This window comes from Mesorhizobium sp. KACC 23794, from assembly GCF_052180275.1.
Lineage (GTDB): Bacteria > Pseudomonadota > Alphaproteobacteria > Rhizobiales > Rhizobiaceae > Kumtagia.
Genome location: NZ_CP197465.1, coordinates 5,335,593 through 5,350,216, shown reverse-complemented (window position 1 = coordinate 5,350,216; position 14,624 = coordinate 5,335,593). Strand labels below are relative to the sequence as shown.

Sequence of the window (14,624 nt, the reverse complement as noted above, 5' to 3'; positions counted from 1 at the left end):
CGTGCACGTCATCCCGGCGGCACGACGCCAATGAACGGTTGCAGGGAGACGAAAGGGCAGCGCGGTTTCCCACGCTGCCCTTGCCCCCGGTCAGGAAGCGGCCCCCACCGCTTCCTTCAGCCGCGCCGCCCCCCGCGAGCGCGGTCTCCCCGGTCCGCTATATGACGACGACCCTGGTGCCGACGCCAACGCGCTCATAGAGATCGACCACATCCTCGTTGCGCAGGCGGATGCACCCCGACGAGACGTTGGTGCCGATCGTCCACGGCGCGTTGGTGCCGTGGATGCGGTAGAGCGTGTCGCCGAGATAGAGGGCGCGCGCGCCGAGCGGGTTTTGCGGACCGCCGGCCATGAAGGCGGGCAGGTCGCGGCCCTTGGCGCGCTCGCGCACGATCATTTCGCCGGGCGGGCGCCAGTCCGGCCATTCGGCCTTGCGCGAGATCTTCTGCGTACCGGTCCAGACCATGCCCTCCTGGCCGACGCCGACGCCGTAGCGGCGCGCCTTGCCGCCGGACTGGACGAGATAGAGGAATTTCGAGCTCGTATCGATGACGATGGTGCCGGGTTGCTCCGATCCCGAATACTCAACCTGCTGCGGCAGGTAGATCGGGTCCATCTGCGGCTGGATCTGCTTCTTGCGCGGGGCGGGCACAGCGGCGGTGCGCACCGGGTCGGGCTGGAACAGGTTGAAGCCTTGGCGTGCTACCCGCCGCACCGGAGCCGGTTCGCCGCGCACCGTGCGGCGCTGCTGTACACCCGGCTGGACGCGGACACCGTAGCCGGCCTCGCGTTGCACGATCCTGCGGCCGGGTTCGCGACCGAGTTGTATCACCCAGGGAGCCGAAAGATCGGGGCTGACGACCACCGGCGGACGCTGGGCGTAGCGGTCGTTGGCGACGGCTGGCGCCACCCATAGGCCAAGAAACATGGCCGAAGTCAAAAGGACGAACCTGCTTTTCATTTTACGCGTACTCGTCAACAAGAACTCGCGACACTGGACACGGCGGGGCTTTGTGGGCTCCGTCATGTCAGGAGCGTGACGGCAATCGGAAACCGAAAAGTGAATCGGGTTGCTTAAAAAGCCGGGATTTCCGTAAACCTTTCAGTGTGGTTACCGGCGCGTTCAGCGATTTGGTAAAGGCGCGGTCAACGGGCGAAAATGCACGTTAACCAACGGCTTTCGGCGAGGAGAAGCGGCATGACGGGATTGGTCGAGGGTTCGGATGGCGTGATCCGCTGCGCCTGGGCGGGTGATCTGGCGGACTACCGGCACTACCACGATCACGAATGGGGCAGGCCCGTCACCGACGACCGCCGGCTGTTCGAGAAGATCTGCCTGGAAGGTTTCCAGTCGGGATTGTCCTGGCTGACCATTCTGCGCAAGCGCGAGAATTTCCGCGCGGCCTTCGCCGGCTTCGATTTCGACAAGGTCGCCGAGTTCGGCGAGGCGGATGTCGAGCGGCTGCTCAAGGACGCCGGCATCATCCGCCATCGCGGCAAGATCGAATCGACGATCAACAATGCGCGCCGCGCCAAGGAACTGATCGCCGAGGCGGGATCGCTGGCCGCATGGTTCTGGCAGTTCGAACCGCGGGCTGGGGAGCGTCCGGCGAAGGTGGATCACGCGGCGGTCGTCGCCATGCCGAAGACCGAAGTCTCGGCGAAGATATCGAAGGAACTGAAGAAGCGCGGCTGGAGTTTCGTCGGCCCGACGACGGTCTACGCCTTCATGCAGGCGATGGGGCTGGTGAACGACCACATCGAGGGCTGCCATTGCCGTGCGCCGATCGAGAAGGCGAGGGCGGTTTTTAAAAGACCTGCGCTGCGCTGACAGCCGGACGCCTGCCGTTCAGCCTTCTATGCCGTGACGGCCGGTGACGGTCATCATCGTGCCGGTCATGGTGGCGATCAGTTTGGCTTCGCCATCGGCTGTGAAGGCATAGGCCTGACCGTCGGCGACGATGATGGTGCGGCCGGGTTTGGTGACCGAGCCGCGGAACAGGAATCGTTCGCCCTTGCCGGGCGCCAGCAGGTTCACCTTGAACTCGATGGTCAGCACGGCCGCGTTTTCCGGCATCAGCGAGAACGCCGCGTAGCCGCAGGCCGAATCGAGCGCGGCCGAAATGATGCCGGCATGCAGGAAACCATGCTGCTGCGTCAGCGCCTCCGAGAACGGCATCTCGATCTCGACGATGCCCGGCGTGACGCTGGTGAGTTCGGCGGCCAGCGTTGTCATCGCGTTCTGGCGGGCAAAGGAAGCGCGCACCCGCTCCTCGAAATCCACGCTGGGGACAATCTTTGCCGACATCGCTTCTCACCTCCGATCGCCGCTTATGACAAAGCGGCGGAAGCCACGCAATGACATTTGCTGCATTGCAACAAATGACGGACTAATTGAGGAGGAAAAGCGCGGCGTTGAGCAACGTCGCAAACGCCACCCATGCCAGATAGGGCACGAACAGCCATACGCAAACGCGATCCCGCCGCCAGGCGAGCAGGATGAATGAAACAATTGCCGCAAGAAGAAGCATGATGATGACGAGCGCCAGTCCGATCTGGTGGAGGCCGAAGAAGGCCGGCGACCAACCGAAGTTCAGAACCAGCTGCGCGATCCAGGCCTTCATGAGGGAGCCGTGGGGATCTTGCCAGGCTCGCCAGCCAGCGATCGCGATCAGCACGTAGAGCACGGTCCAGACCGGCCCGAATATCCACGGCGGCGGATTGAAGACGGGCTTCTCCAGTCCCGCATACCACGGACCGGGCGCCGTCAGCAGGCCGATAAGGATACCGCCGCCGACGACCAGCAACAGGAACGCGAATAGCATGGCGCGGCGTGGCATCAAAAGGCCCCGGTCGGGTTTGAGGACTCAGACCTTGTGATGTGGCGCGGCGAGCCCGTCGGGCAAGGGTAGGCGGTCTCGCCGAGATTGCACGCACGCCGACCCGGCCACGCCGGTCGCGGGAAAGTCAGTTATTTCCGGCGCAGGGCGGCGAAGAAAAAGCCGTCCGTGCCGCTGCGCAGCGGCGAGAGCACGATGCCACGCTGGTCCTCGATCAGAGCGGTAGCCGACTTGCCGGGGAACACTTGCTGGAAGTGATCACGGTGATCGACCGCCGAGAAACCGGGATTGGCTTCCACAAAGCGCGCGACCTGGTCGTGGTTCTCGTCGCGGAAAACCGAGCAGGTGATGTACGCGATGAGCCCGCCGGGCTTCACATAGGCCTTGGCATCCTCCAGGATACGCGCCTGCTCGCCCTTGCGCACGTCCAATTGCCGTGTCGTCAGCCGCCATTTGGCGTCGGGCCTGCGCCGCCAGGTGCCGCTGCCGGTGCAGGGCGCGTCGATGAGCACGATGTCCATCTGGCCGGCGAGCTTTTCGACCTCGGGCAATTTCGACAGGACCTGGATGTTGCGAGCGCCCGCGCGGCGGATGCGGTCGAAGATCGGCGCCAGCCGTGCCTTTTCGGCATCGTAGGCAAAAATCTGCCCGGTGTTCTGCATGGCCGCCGCCAGTGCCAGCGTCTTGCCGCCTGCTCCGGCGCAGAAGTCGAGCACCTGCATGCCGGGTTTTGCCCTGGCGAGTGCGGCGGCCACCTGCGAGCCTTCGTCCTGGATCTCGAACCAGCCCTTCTGGAAGGCCGGTTCGGCCTGCACGTTGGGGTGGCGGCCGTCGGCCGCGATCGGTGGAATGCGTATGCCCTCCGGGGCAAGCGCGGTCGCGGCAGCGGCTGTCTGCTCCAGTTCGGCGAGCACGCGGGTCCGGTCCGACATCAGCGTGTTGACCCGCAGGTCCAGTGGCGGCCGGCCGGCGAGCTCGCGTCCTTCCTCGGCCCATGCCGCGCCGAACGTCCGCTGGAGCAGCGGTTCGCACCAGTCCGGACAATCCGCACGGATGACCGCCGGCGCATCGTCGAGCTTATTCGACGCCAGGGCGTCGAGCTCAGCCTGGTCGAGCGGCGCGGGGCCGAAGCGATCGCCATCGAGGGCGCGGTTGATCGCTTCGGGCGTGTGCGTCCACTCCAGCAGCAGGGCGCCGAAGCCAAGCGCACGAGGCGTATCGGCGCCGAACAGCCAGGCCGCCGACCGCTTCCGCCGGAGTGCGTCATAGACGATGTTGCCGATCGCCGCGCGGTCGCCGGCGCCGGCGAAACGGTGCGACAGGCCCCAGTCCTTCAACGCGTCCGCCGCCGGTCGGTGCCGCCGCCCTATGTCGTCGATCACCTCGATGGCCGCAGCCAGCCTTCCGCCCAGTCGCATGATGGATTTCCCGCTTCGGTTTGCCCGTTCGACGCCTTGCTACAGGGCGGAGCGGCATTGAGCAACCGGCGGGATTTCGGTCTTTTGGTCAGGCAGTCAATGGCGGTGAGCGCAAAAATCAGTGGCCGCGACCTCAGTCGCTGCTGCCGCACCCCTCTTCCATCTGCCGCATCATCTTGGGACAGGACTGGATGAGCAGGTCGAGTGCCTGCGAGGCGCCTTGCAGCGGCACTTCGACGGTGTCGGTGACCTTCTGCATGTCTTCGGCGGTGGAAATCACGATGGATCGGCCGTTCTGCTCGATTTCCATGAAATTGACGTTGTCCCTGTAGGTCAGGGACATGGCATCCGCGTCCATGAAGACAAGGCTTTGAGAGTATTTCAGGCTTTCCACATTTGCCATGCAATAGTCGGTCTGCTGCTGCAGGAAGCCGCCGCTGTTGTATTCGAACCGCTCGCCGCCCTTGATCGCAAAGGGACCGGTGAACACGCTTGTCGTTTCCATCTTTTCAAGGGCGCTGACGACCAGACCAGGCGTCATCTTGACGGTGACCGAGTAGCCGACATTGGGGTCGGTGTTGCAGGACAGCCCATACGCATTGTGGCCGACTGTCACGTAGGCGGATGTTCCGAACCTCGGATGCGACCCTTAAGCCCAGACGCCCGGCACCACGGCCGCCACTTTGCTCCTGTTGGATTGCACGTTGGATTGCGGCTTCTTTTTTTGCTTTGGCGCCGGCTCGTCGTTGCACAGCCTGGCGACACAGGAGTGATAGGCCGGATCGTCGGCGCCCTTGGAATCCGCCAGACAGCGCCAGATGCAGCGCTGCACTTCCATGGCTTCGTCGTCCTGCGCCAAGGCGGGGACTGCCGACATCCACAACAGAACAAGAACCCTGATTGTGCTCCCCATAACCGCATCATAGCCGGGCGCCATAGGCGGGCAAGGCGGAAACCGGGGAAATCCCGGCTTGGAGCGCTCCGGGCGGTGCGCGTTGGCATCCGTATCGAGAGCACAACCGGACGAGCCGGTGGTACCATCTCAAGATGCACTATTGACGGTTTTTACTTGAGTGATAGCTTTTCATGTTGGTATGATCAGGCTTCACATTGGAGCATCGGATTTGATCACGGCAGGACAGATGCGGGCCGCGCGCGCCCTCCTCGGAATTGACCAGTCGCGCCTTGCCGAACTGTCCGGCGTCTCGCTGGCAACCATCCAGAGAATGGAAGCGAGCGAAGGCAATGTGCGGGGCGTGGTCGATACGCTGACGAAGGTCGTGGAGGCGCTGGCCGTGGCAGGCATTGAACTGATCGGCGAACAGCAACGCAGCGAGGGCAGCGGCCGCGGCGTCCGGCTGCGCGTTTCCGCCGTCCCGCCGCGGCCGGGAACCGGCTGATCGATCCGGTACGGCGGCGCGGCCGATCACGTTGAAGGGCTTTTGATCACTTTTCCAAAAAGAGCACGGCACATGGTGCATATGTCCAATCAGGTGACTCGGGAGCAGAGACCAGGCTTCCGGGAGATGTTCACGCCCAAGCTGGTGACGGTGCTGCGTGAAGGCTACGGCCGCGAGCGGCTCCGGCATGATCTCGTCTCTGGCCTGACCGTGGCGATCGTCGCGCTGCCGCTGTCGATGGCGATTGCCATCGCTTCCGGGGTGTCGCCGGATCGTGGCCTCTACACCGCCATCGTCGGCGGGTTCCTTGTCTCGCTGCTCGGCGGCAGCCGCTTCCAGATCGGCGGCCCGGCAGGCGCCTTCATCGTGCTCGTCTCCGCCACCGTGCAGGCGCACGGGGTCGACGGGCTGATCCTGGCGACGATGATGTCCGGCGTGATGCTGGCGGCGATCGGCTACGCCCGGCTCGGCACCTTCGTCAAATTCATCCCGTATCCGGTGACTGTTGGGTTCACCGCCGGCATCGCGGTGATCATCTTCGCCAGCCAGATCGGCGAATTGTTCGGCTTGACCCTGTCCGGCCCGGAGCCGGGCGAATTCATACCCAAGCTGGAGGCGCTGGCCAGCGTTGCCTCGACCGCCAATGTCGCGACCATTTGCGTCTCGGTGCTGACCATCGTGACGATCGTCGTGTTGAGACGCTGGCGGCCGGCGTGGCCGGGCCTGCTGATCGCCGTGCTTCTGGCGTCCGTCGCGGCAGTGGCACTGGCGCTCCCGGTCGAAACCATCGGTACCAAGTTCGGCGGCATTCCCCGCACGCTGCCGGCGCCGATGCTTCCGGCATTCTCTCTGGACAAGGTAATGGCCGTGCTGCCGGCGGCGATCTCCTTCACCCTTCTTGGCGCGATCGAGTCGCTGCTGTCGGCGGTCGTCGCCGACGGGATGACAGGGCGGCGGCATCGCTCCAATTGCGAACTGGTCGCGCAGGGTTTCGCCAACATCGGATCAGCCCTTTTCGGCGGCATCTGCGTGACCGGAACGATCGCGCGTACGGCGACCAATGTCCGCTCCGGCGCCGAAAGCCCGGTGTCCGGAATGGCGCATTCCGCCTTCCTGCTGGTCTTCATGCTGCTTGCCGCGCCGCTGGCCAGCTACATCCCGCTGTCGGCCCTGGCCGGTGTGCTCGCCGTTGTCGCCTTCAACATGGTCGAGCGCGACGCCTTCGCGGCTCTCCTGCGCTCGTCCTGGGGCGACGCCATCGTGCTGCTGGTGACGTTCGGGCTGGTGGTCTTCCGCGACCTTACCGAGGGCATCGTGGTCGGCTTTGCCTTGGGCGCCCTGCTGTTCATCGACCGCATGTCGAAGAGCGTCGCCCTGGAGGCGCAGCCGCCCCTTGCCGCACAGGATGTCGCCGACAGCGAGAATGGCGACCGGCAACCCTATCGCGCCGAGACCGGGAGCGATCCTGAGATCGTCACATACCGCCTCTCCGGCGCCTTCTTCTTCGGCGCCGCATCGACGGTCGGCACGACATTGGACCGGATCGCCGACAGCCACAGCAGCTTCATCCTCGACTTCTCGGCTGTACCCCTGCTCGACTCGACCGCCGCCAACATCATCGAACAATCCGCCCGCAAGGCTAAAAAGCGCGGCATCCGCTTCTTCATCACCGGCGCTTCGCCGGCGGTCCGGCGCATGCTCCTGACCCATGGGGTGCGGCCGCCGCACGTCGACTATGCCGCGACGATTGCCGACGCGCGGGCGGAACTGAGCGCCATGCCGGCCGGCGAGCGCACGTAAGACCCGCATTCAAAGGAAAAGGCCGGGACGATTGCCCGGCCTTTTCAACGATTGTATTGCCGCCGCACGGGCGGAAGCGGCTTGCTTTCTGCCGCTTCCCGCGTTGCCGGCGGTGCGACCGATCAGACGAGGTCGAAGCGGTCGGCGTTCATCACCTTGGTCCAGGCCGCCACGAAGTCCTTCACGAACTTCTCCTTTGCATCGGCGCTGGCGTAGACTTCCGCCAGGGCGCGCAGGATCGAGTTCGAGCCGAACACGAGGTCGACGCGGGTGCCGGTCCACTTGACGGCGCCGGTCGTGCGGTCACGGCCTTCGAACACGTCCCTGGTGTCTGACGTCGCCTTCCACTCCGTGCCCATGTCGAGCAGGTTCACGAAGAAGTCGTTGGTCAGCGCGCCCGGCTTGTCGGTGAGGACGCCGTGCTTGGAGCCGTCGACGTTGATGTCGATGGCGCGCAGGCCACCGACCAGCGCCGTCATTTCCGGAGCGGTGAGGGTCAGCAACTGGGCCTTGTCGATCAGCAGCGCTTCAGCCGACACAGCATAGCGGCCCTTCTGGTAGTTGCGGAAACCGTCCGCAACCGGCTCCAGGTAGGAGAACGACTCGACATCGGTCTGCGACTGGCTGGCATCGGTACGACCGGCCGAGAACGGCACCGCAACCGAGTGGCCGGCAGCCTTCGCCGCCTGCTCGACGCCGACGTTGCCGGCGAGCACGATCAGGTCGGCAAGCGATACCTTCTTGCCGCCGGTCTGGTCTAGGTTGAACTCCATCTGGATGCGCTCCAGCGCCTTGAGCACCTTGGCGAGTTGTTCCGGCTGGTTGACGGCCCAATCCTTCTGGGGGGCGAGGCGGATGCGCGCGCCATTGGCGCCGCCGCGCTTATCGCCGCCGCGGAACGTCGAGGCGGAGGCCCAGGCCGTGCCGACCAGTTCCGAGACGCTGAGGCCGGAGGCGAGCACCTTGGCCTTCAGCGCGGCTTGGTCGGCGTCGTCGATCAGCGGATGATCGACCGCGGGAACCGGATCCTGCCAGATCAGCTCTTCACGCGGAACTTCCGGGCCGAGGTAGCGCGAGCGCGGGCCGAGATCGCGGTGGGTGAGCTTGAACCATGCGCGGGCAAAGGCTTCGGCAAAGGCCTGCGGGTTCTGCAGGAAGCGGCGCGAGATCTTCTCGTATTCCGGGTCGAAACGCAGCGCGAGGTCGCTGGTCAGCATCTTGGGCTTCTGCTTCTTCGACGGATCATGCGCGTCGGGGACGATGTCGCCAGCATCCTTGGCGACCCACTGGTGGGCGCCGGCCGGCGACTGCTCCAGTTCCCATTCGAACTTGAACAGGTTCTCGAAGAAGAAGTTGCTCCACTGCGCAGGCGTCTGCGTCCAGGTCACTTCGAGGCCGGAGCCGATGGCGTCGGCCCCCGAGCCGGTGCCGAAGTTGCTCGTCCAGCCAAAGCCCTGCGCTTCCAGTTCGCCACCTTCCGGCTCGACGCCCTTGTGGGATTCAGCCGCCGCGCCGTGCGTCTTGCCGAAGGTGTGGCCGCCGCCGATCAGCGCGACGGTTTCCTCGTCGTTCATCGCCATTCGCTTGAACGTCTCGCGGATGTCGCGCGCCGAGGCAAGCGGATCGGGGTTGCCGTCCGGACCTTGCGGATTGACGTAGATCAGGCCCATCTGGACAGCGCCCAGCGGCTTGTCGAGATCACGCTCACCGGAATAGCGGCTGTTCTTGTTGTTCGGGTCGTTGCTCGCGGCGAGCCAGGCGGTCTCGCTGCCCCAGTTCACGTCCTGATCCGGCTCCCAGGTGTCCTCACGGCCACCGGCGAAACCGAAGGTACGGAAACCCATGGTCTCCAGTGCGACGTTTCCGGTGAGAATCATCAGGTCGGCCCAGGAGATCTGCTGGCCGTATTTCTGCTTGATCGGCCACAGCAGCCGGCGCGACTTGTCGATGTTGACATTATCCGGCCACGAGTTCAGCGGAGCGAAGCGCTGCTGGCCACGGCCGCCGCCGCCACGGCCGTCGCCGGTACGGTAGGTACCGGCGCTGTGCCAAGCCATGCGGATCATCTGCGGCCCGTAATTGCCGAAATCGGCCGGCCACCAGTCCTGCGAGTCGGTCATCAACTGGCGCAGGTCGTTCTTCAGCGCCTCGTAGTCGAGCTTCTTGAACTCATCGCGGTAACTGAAGTCCTTGCCGAGCGGATCGGACTTGGACGAATGCTGGTTGAGCAGGTCGACGCGTAGCTGGTTCGGCCACCAATCCTTGTTGGTCCTGGGGCTGTGCGCTACCGGGCACTTGCCGGGGCCCTTGTCATCCGTTTTCGCGTCCATGGCTTCTCTTGCCTCCCTCGTATGGTGGGTTCTTGCTGAAAGGATCGACCAGACGCCGGCCTGGCAATCTGGAACGATTCCAGATTAGGCCCTTGTGTCGATAATGACAAATTGCCTTTCCTGATTTTTCCGATAATTTCCTCTTATGACAAGCCTGACCATCCGCCAGATGCTGTACTTCGACGCTCTTGCGCAGACTCTGCATTTCGGCCGAGCCGCCGAGCTTGCCGGCGTGACGCAGCCGGCGCTGTCGTCGCAGATCGCCGAACTGGAAGAGCGGCTGGGATGCCGTCTGTTCGAGCGGGGCGGGCGCTCTGTCCGGATGACCGAGGAGGCTGCCGCCCTGCAGCCCCGCATCGAATCGATCCTGGCGCAGATCCGCGAGGTCGAGACGCTGGCGAGACGAGGCCGTCGCACCATGCAGGGGCGTTTCCGGCTGGGCATGATCCCCACCGTGGCGCCCTACCTGCTGCCGCAGGTGCTGCCGGAGCTCAAGACGCGGTTTCCCGAACTCCAGTTGGAACTGCGCGAGGCGGTCACCATGTCGCTGGTGTCGGAAACCACCGCGGGCCGCATCGACGGTTTTGTCGCCGCGCTTCCACTCGACCATCCGGGGTTGGTGACCGAGACGCTGTTCGACGACCGCTTCTTCCTCGCCGTGCCGGAAGAGGACGCGGATTTCGTCGCGCCGCCGGTGCCGCCGGAAAGCCCGGCGCTGGAGCGGCTGATGCTGCTGGAGGAAGGCCATTGCCTGCGCGACCAGGCGCTGAAGATCTGCGGCAGCGTGCGGCCGACCGCGCTTTCGAGCTACGGCGCGACCAGCCTGACCACGCTGTTGCAGATGGTCGGCCATGGGCTGGGCGTCACGCTGATACCGGAAATGGCGGCCGAATCCAGCCGGGTGATCCGTGACCTGAAGATCGTGCCTTTTGCCGAGCCCGTGCCGTCGCGGCAGATCGCCCTGGCCTGGCGCAGGAACAGCCCGCGGCAGGAGGAGTGCCGCGAGCTTGCCGGCATTTTGCGCGGATTGCGGGAGAAGGGGATGGCGTGAACGAAGGGGACAGTTTACTTTTTTCCGCCAGCACCAGCCTTGACGCACTTCGACCTTTCTGTGGAAAAAAGTAAACTGTCCCCGGCACTTAACCCACGCTCGCTCTCACCTTCCCCAGGATGTCCTCCAGCGCTGCCTGATCTGCCGCGTCGCGCTGCCGCCGCGAGGCGACAAGACACGCCTGCGAGCGCAGGATAACCCCGTCGGACAGGATCTTCAGGTGGTTGGCGCGCAAGGTCGAGCCGGTGGAGGTGATGTCGACGATGACGTCGGCGGAGCCGGCGGCTGGCGCGCCCTCTGTGGCGCCGAGGCTTTCGACGATGCGGTAAACCTGGATGCCATGCATCTGCGAGAAGAATTGTTGCGTCAGCCGCCAGTATTTTGTGGCGATGCGCAGCCGCCGGCCGTGGCGCTGGCGGAAATCGGCGGCGACATCGTCGAGATCGGCCATGGTGTCGACGTCGAGCCAGACTTCGGGAACCGCGACCACCACATCGGCCTGGCCGAAGCCTAGTCGAGCGGCAATCTCCATGCGTGCTTCCCAGTCGGCGCGGCTTTCGCGCACAAGATCCTCGCCGGTGACGCCGAGATCGACATTGCCCTGGCCGAGTTCTCCGGCGATCTCGGAGGCCGACAGGAACGCCACCTCGATGTCGTCTCGGCCTTCGACGCGGGCGCGGTATTTCCGGTCGTCGCCGGGCAGGCTGACCGGCAGTCCGGCGGCCGCCATCAATTCCAGCGCCTGCTCGCGCAGCCGGCCTTTGGAGGGGATTGCAAGGGTGAGCGTCATGCGGCGCTCCCGCGCAAGGCTTCGATGCGGTCCAGCCATACGGAGAAACCGACGCCCGGAATGGCATCTTTCGCGCCGAGCAGAGTCAGCAGGCGATCGTAGCGCCCGCCGCCGGCCAGCGGCTGCGCGGCGCCCGGCGCGGCGATCTCGAACACCATGCCGGTGTAATAATCCAGCGGCCGGCCGAAGCCTGCGTCGTAGGTCACGTCGCCGATCGCCTTGTCGCCGACAGCCTGCGCGCGCGCCTTGAACAGGTCGAGCGCCGTGTCGAGATAAAGCTCGGCGTCGTCGGCAAAACGCGCCAGCGTCTCGGTGGCGTCGGCAAGCGGCACACGGATCGCCAAAAACTGTCTCAGCGCGGCGAAGGCCTCGTCGGAGAGGCGCACGGCGCCAAGTTCGGCCTTTTCGATGAGCCGCCGGGAAATCTCGTCCGGCGTGCGGCCGGCCGAGGGCGTCAGCCCCTGGTCTTCCATCGTCTGGCCGATATGGGCGGCCAGCGCCTCGCCGTCGCGCGCCGCCACCAGCCGCGCGGCGGGCTGGCCGAGGCCGCGCTTGCGCTGCGGGTTGGCGAGGTCGGCGAGGGCCGCGGCAAGCTGTTCCGGCGCGCCGAAGGCGCGCGCCAGCCGTTTTTGCCAGCCGCGCGGCAGGCCGAGCGCGGCGAGTACGGCCTCGAACACCGACTGGTCGCCGAGCGTCACCGACAATTCTACGCGGGGCAGGGCGAGTGTCAGCAAAGCGTGGGCGTCGGCGATCAGCCTCGCATCGGCTCCGGCGACATCGGTATCGCCCAGATCCTCGATGCCGGCCTGAAAGAATTCCGCCCGGCCCTCGCGACGCTGGCGAAAGACTTCGCCGAGATAGGCGTAGCGGCGCGGCGTGCCGGATTGCGTGCGGATGTGGTCGAGGCAGACCGGGATGGTGAATTCGGGACGCAGGCAAAGCTGCTCGCCGGTCTCGCTCTCGGTCAGGAAAATGCGGCGGCGCAAATCCTCGCCCGCCATGTCGAGGAACGGATCGGCCGGCTGCAGGATCGCCACGTCGACGAGGTCGGCGGCGCGGGCGGCGAACAGCGCGCGGATGTCGGAGGGGAGGGTGGTCATGGCGTCGACGCCTCGCGCGAGGCACCCCCCTCTGTCCTGCCGGACATCTCCCCCTCAAGGGGGGAGATTGGCTGGCCGCTTGGCTTTCGCCAATCGCCAACGGCGCAGTAGGAGCGCCCATGGCGAAGCTGCTGATCTCCCCCCTTGAGGGGGAGATGGCCGGCAGGCCAGAGGGGGGTGATCATGGACCCGACCGCTCCGCCGCCTGCGCATCCAGCACTTTTCGCACCGCCTCGACCAGTTCGCTTTCCGCCACCGAGATTTGCGCCGGGCGGCCTTCGCGCCAGGCGGCGTTGTCGGAAATCTCCTTCGACAGTTGCTCGCCGAGCGCCATGTCCTTGATCTGCACTTCGCCCCTGGCGCGCTCGTCGCCGCCCTGGATGACGACGCAGGGCGCACCGCGCCGGTCGGCGTATTTCATCTGCGGCTTCATGCCGGAGCCCCCGAGATACATTTCCGCCCGGATGCCTGCCTGACGAAGCGAGGCGACCATCTTCTGGTAACGGCCGAGGCTTTCCGTATCGCGGTCCATGACCAGCACGACCACAGGTCCCAGCACATTCGACGTGTCGAGTTTTCCGAGATTCTTCAGCGCCGTCATCAGGCGCGAGACGCCGATGGAGAAACCCGTCGCCGGCACCGGCTCGCCGCGGAAGCGCGACACCAGCCCGTCATAACGCCCGCCGCCGCCGACCGAGCCGAAACGCACGATCTGGCCTTCGTCATTGGGGATTTCGGCGAGCAGTTCGGCTTCGTAGACAGGGCCGGTGTAATATTCGAGGCCGCGGACGACGGAGGGGTCGATGCGGATGCGCCGGGACCCGTACCCCGCAGCCTGAAACAAGCTAGCCATCTCTATTAATTCGTTGGCACCGCTCACATCGACGTTCTTAAATGCCAGCCTATGGCGGTATTGCTCTGCGTTCTGATGGTTATCGTAGTACCAAACCGCGTCCTTTAGACCCGAATAGGGTTCCGGCGGACCTCCCTGTCCAAACATCTCTGAACCTGGTCGAGTCCACTCGTCTTCGGTTGGTGCCGGACTTTCAGGTGTGATTGGCTTCCAAAGTAGTTCATTTTGCAAAAGCAAGAATGATAGCAAGAACCCAATCTGCTCGTCATCCAACCCTGCACCCTTGGTAAAATCCCCTTCGCCTTCCTTGCCGCCGTCCCAGCGGCCGGCGCCCAGCAGCAGGCGCACGCCCTCCGGACCGAACTTATCCAACTTGTCGATTGCCCGCAGCACGATCAGCCGCCGCGCGGCGTTCTCCGCGCCGCCGAGCCCGATCGCCTCCAGCACCCCGTCCAGCACTTTTCGGTTGTTGACGCGGATGACATACTGCCCGCGTGGGATACCAAGTGCCTCCATCACGTCGGCCATCATCATCGCCATCTCGGCGTCGGCGGCGACGCCCGGCGTGCCGACGGTGTCGGCGTCGAACTGCATGAACTGGCGGAAGCGGCCGGGGCCGGGCTTTTCGTTGCGGAACACCCAGCCGGAGCGATAGCTGCGGAATGGTTTTGGCAGTTTTTCGTAATTCTCGGCGACGAAACGCGCCATCGGCGCGGTCAGGTCGTAGCGCAGCGACAACCACTGCTCGTCGTCGTCCTGGAAGGAGAAAACGCCCTCGTTCGGGCGGTCCTGGTCGGGCAGGAATTTGCCCAGCGCGTCGGTGTATTCGATCATCGGCTGGTCGGCCGGCTCGAAACCGTAGAGTTCGTAGACGGCGCGGATCTTCGCCATCATCGTTTCCACGGCGCGGATATCATCCGGAAAGCGGTCGGCAAACCCGCGCGGCAGGCGCGCCTTCGTCTTTTCCGAGCTGGTCATGGTCGTTCGCTTTGTGCTGAGGGTCGTTCGCGGCGCCTGCGTCCTAGCGGATGGCGCCGGGTGC

14 protein-coding genes are annotated in these 14,624 nt (G+C 65.1%); 4 read left to right on the top strand and 10 right to left on the bottom strand.

The genetic code is table 11. The features are described 5' to 3' along the window. Positions 1–157: 157 nt before the first annotated feature. Positions 158–961 (bottom strand): L,D-transpeptidase, encoded by an 804-nt coding sequence (locus ACSBOB_RS26220; RefSeq protein WP_442578987.1) that lies wholly within the window; start codon positions 959–961, stop codon positions 158–160. Positions 962–1,198: 237 nt separating this feature from the next. Here ACSBOB_RS26220 and ACSBOB_RS26215 point away from each other — a divergent pair, with 237 nt between their 5' ends. Then, the gene (locus tag ACSBOB_RS26215; protein WP_442578986.1) at positions 1,199–1,831 is read left to right on the top strand and encodes a DNA-3-methyladenine glycosylase I; all 633 of its coding nucleotides are present in this window, start codon (positions 1,199–1,201) and stop codon (positions 1,829–1,831) included. An 18-nt stretch (positions 1,832–1,849) separates the two neighbouring features. Here ACSBOB_RS26215 and ACSBOB_RS26210 read toward each other — a convergent pair whose 3' ends face one another. The 5 genes from ACSBOB_RS26210 to ACSBOB_RS26190 form a co-directional block, all read right to left on the bottom strand. Next, entirely contained in the window at positions 1,850–2,308 is a 459-nt protein-coding gene (locus tag ACSBOB_RS26210) for a PaaI family thioesterase (protein ID WP_442578985.1), read from the bottom strand. Positions 2,309–2,390: 82 nt separating this feature from the next. After that, the gene (locus ACSBOB_RS26205; protein ID WP_442578984.1) at positions 2,391–2,807 is read right to left on the bottom strand and encodes a TspO/MBR family protein; all 417 of its coding nucleotides are present in this window, start codon (positions 2,805–2,807) and stop codon (positions 2,391–2,393) included. Between the two features lie 164 nt (positions 2,808–2,971). Next, positions 2,972–4,258, bottom strand: coding sequence for an RsmB/NOP family class I SAM-dependent RNA methyltransferase (locus ACSBOB_RS26200; RefSeq protein WP_442578983.1), 1,287 nt, complete (start codon positions 4,256–4,258; stop codon positions 2,972–2,974). A 133-nt stretch (positions 4,259–4,391) separates the two neighbouring features. Next, positions 4,392–4,874: a hypothetical protein gene (locus tag ACSBOB_RS26195; protein ID WP_442578982.1), complete on the bottom strand. Its 483-nt coding sequence runs from the start codon at positions 4,872–4,874 to the stop codon at positions 4,392–4,394. Between the two features lie 33 nt (positions 4,875–4,907). Next, complete coding sequence (locus ACSBOB_RS26190) at positions 4,908–5,117, bottom strand: hypothetical protein (protein WP_442578981.1); 210 nt, start codon at positions 5,115–5,117, stop codon at positions 4,908–4,910. 265 nt (positions 5,118–5,382) lie between these two features. Here ACSBOB_RS26190 and ACSBOB_RS26185 point away from each other — a divergent pair, with 265 nt between their 5' ends. After that, positions 5,383–5,658 carry a helix-turn-helix domain-containing protein gene (locus ACSBOB_RS26185; protein WP_442578980.1) on the top strand — a complete coding sequence of 92 codons (276 nt, stop codon included), beginning with the start codon at positions 5,383–5,385 and terminating at the stop codon, positions 5,656–5,658. 72 nt (positions 5,659–5,730) lie between these two features. Further along, positions 5,731–7,458 carry a SulP family inorganic anion transporter gene (locus tag ACSBOB_RS26180; RefSeq protein WP_442578979.1) on the top strand — a complete coding sequence of 576 codons (1,728 nt, stop codon included), beginning with the start codon at positions 5,731–5,733 and terminating at the stop codon, positions 7,456–7,458. Positions 7,459–7,580: 122 nt separating this feature from the next. Here ACSBOB_RS26180 and katG read toward each other — a convergent pair whose 3' ends face one another. After that, positions 7,581–9,788: a catalase/peroxidase HPI gene (gene katG / locus ACSBOB_RS26175; protein ID WP_442578978.1), complete on the bottom strand. Its 2,208-nt coding sequence runs from the start codon at positions 9,786–9,788 to the stop codon at positions 7,581–7,583. A 145-nt stretch (positions 9,789–9,933) separates the two neighbouring features. On the opposite strand from katG, the gene ACSBOB_RS26170 reads away from it, so the two are divergent. Next, on the top strand, positions 9,934–10,839 hold the full coding sequence (locus ACSBOB_RS26170; protein ID WP_442578977.1) for a hydrogen peroxide-inducible genes activator: 906 nt from the start codon (positions 9,934–9,936) through the stop codon (positions 10,837–10,839). An 88-nt stretch (positions 10,840–10,927) separates the two neighbouring features. Here the strand turns inward: ACSBOB_RS26170 and hisG are convergent, their stop codons facing one another. From hisG to ACSBOB_RS26155, 3 genes are all read right to left on the bottom strand, one after another. Continuing rightward, positions 10,928–11,629: an ATP phosphoribosyltransferase gene (hisG, locus tag ACSBOB_RS26165; protein WP_442578976.1), complete on the bottom strand. Its 702-nt coding sequence runs from the start codon at positions 11,627–11,629 to the stop codon at positions 10,928–10,930. Continuing rightward, entirely contained in the window at positions 11,626–12,729 is a 1,104-nt protein-coding gene (locus ACSBOB_RS26160) for an ATP phosphoribosyltransferase regulatory subunit (protein ID WP_442578975.1), read from the bottom strand. Before ACSBOB_RS26160 ends, hisG begins: the two co-directional genes overlap by 4 nt. Positions 12,730–12,910: 181 nt before the next feature. Beyond that, positions 12,911–14,560 (bottom strand): histidine--tRNA ligase, encoded by a 1,650-nt coding sequence (locus ACSBOB_RS26155; RefSeq protein WP_442578974.1) that lies wholly within the window; start codon positions 14,558–14,560, stop codon positions 12,911–12,913. Positions 14,561–14,624: the final 64 nt, after the last annotated feature.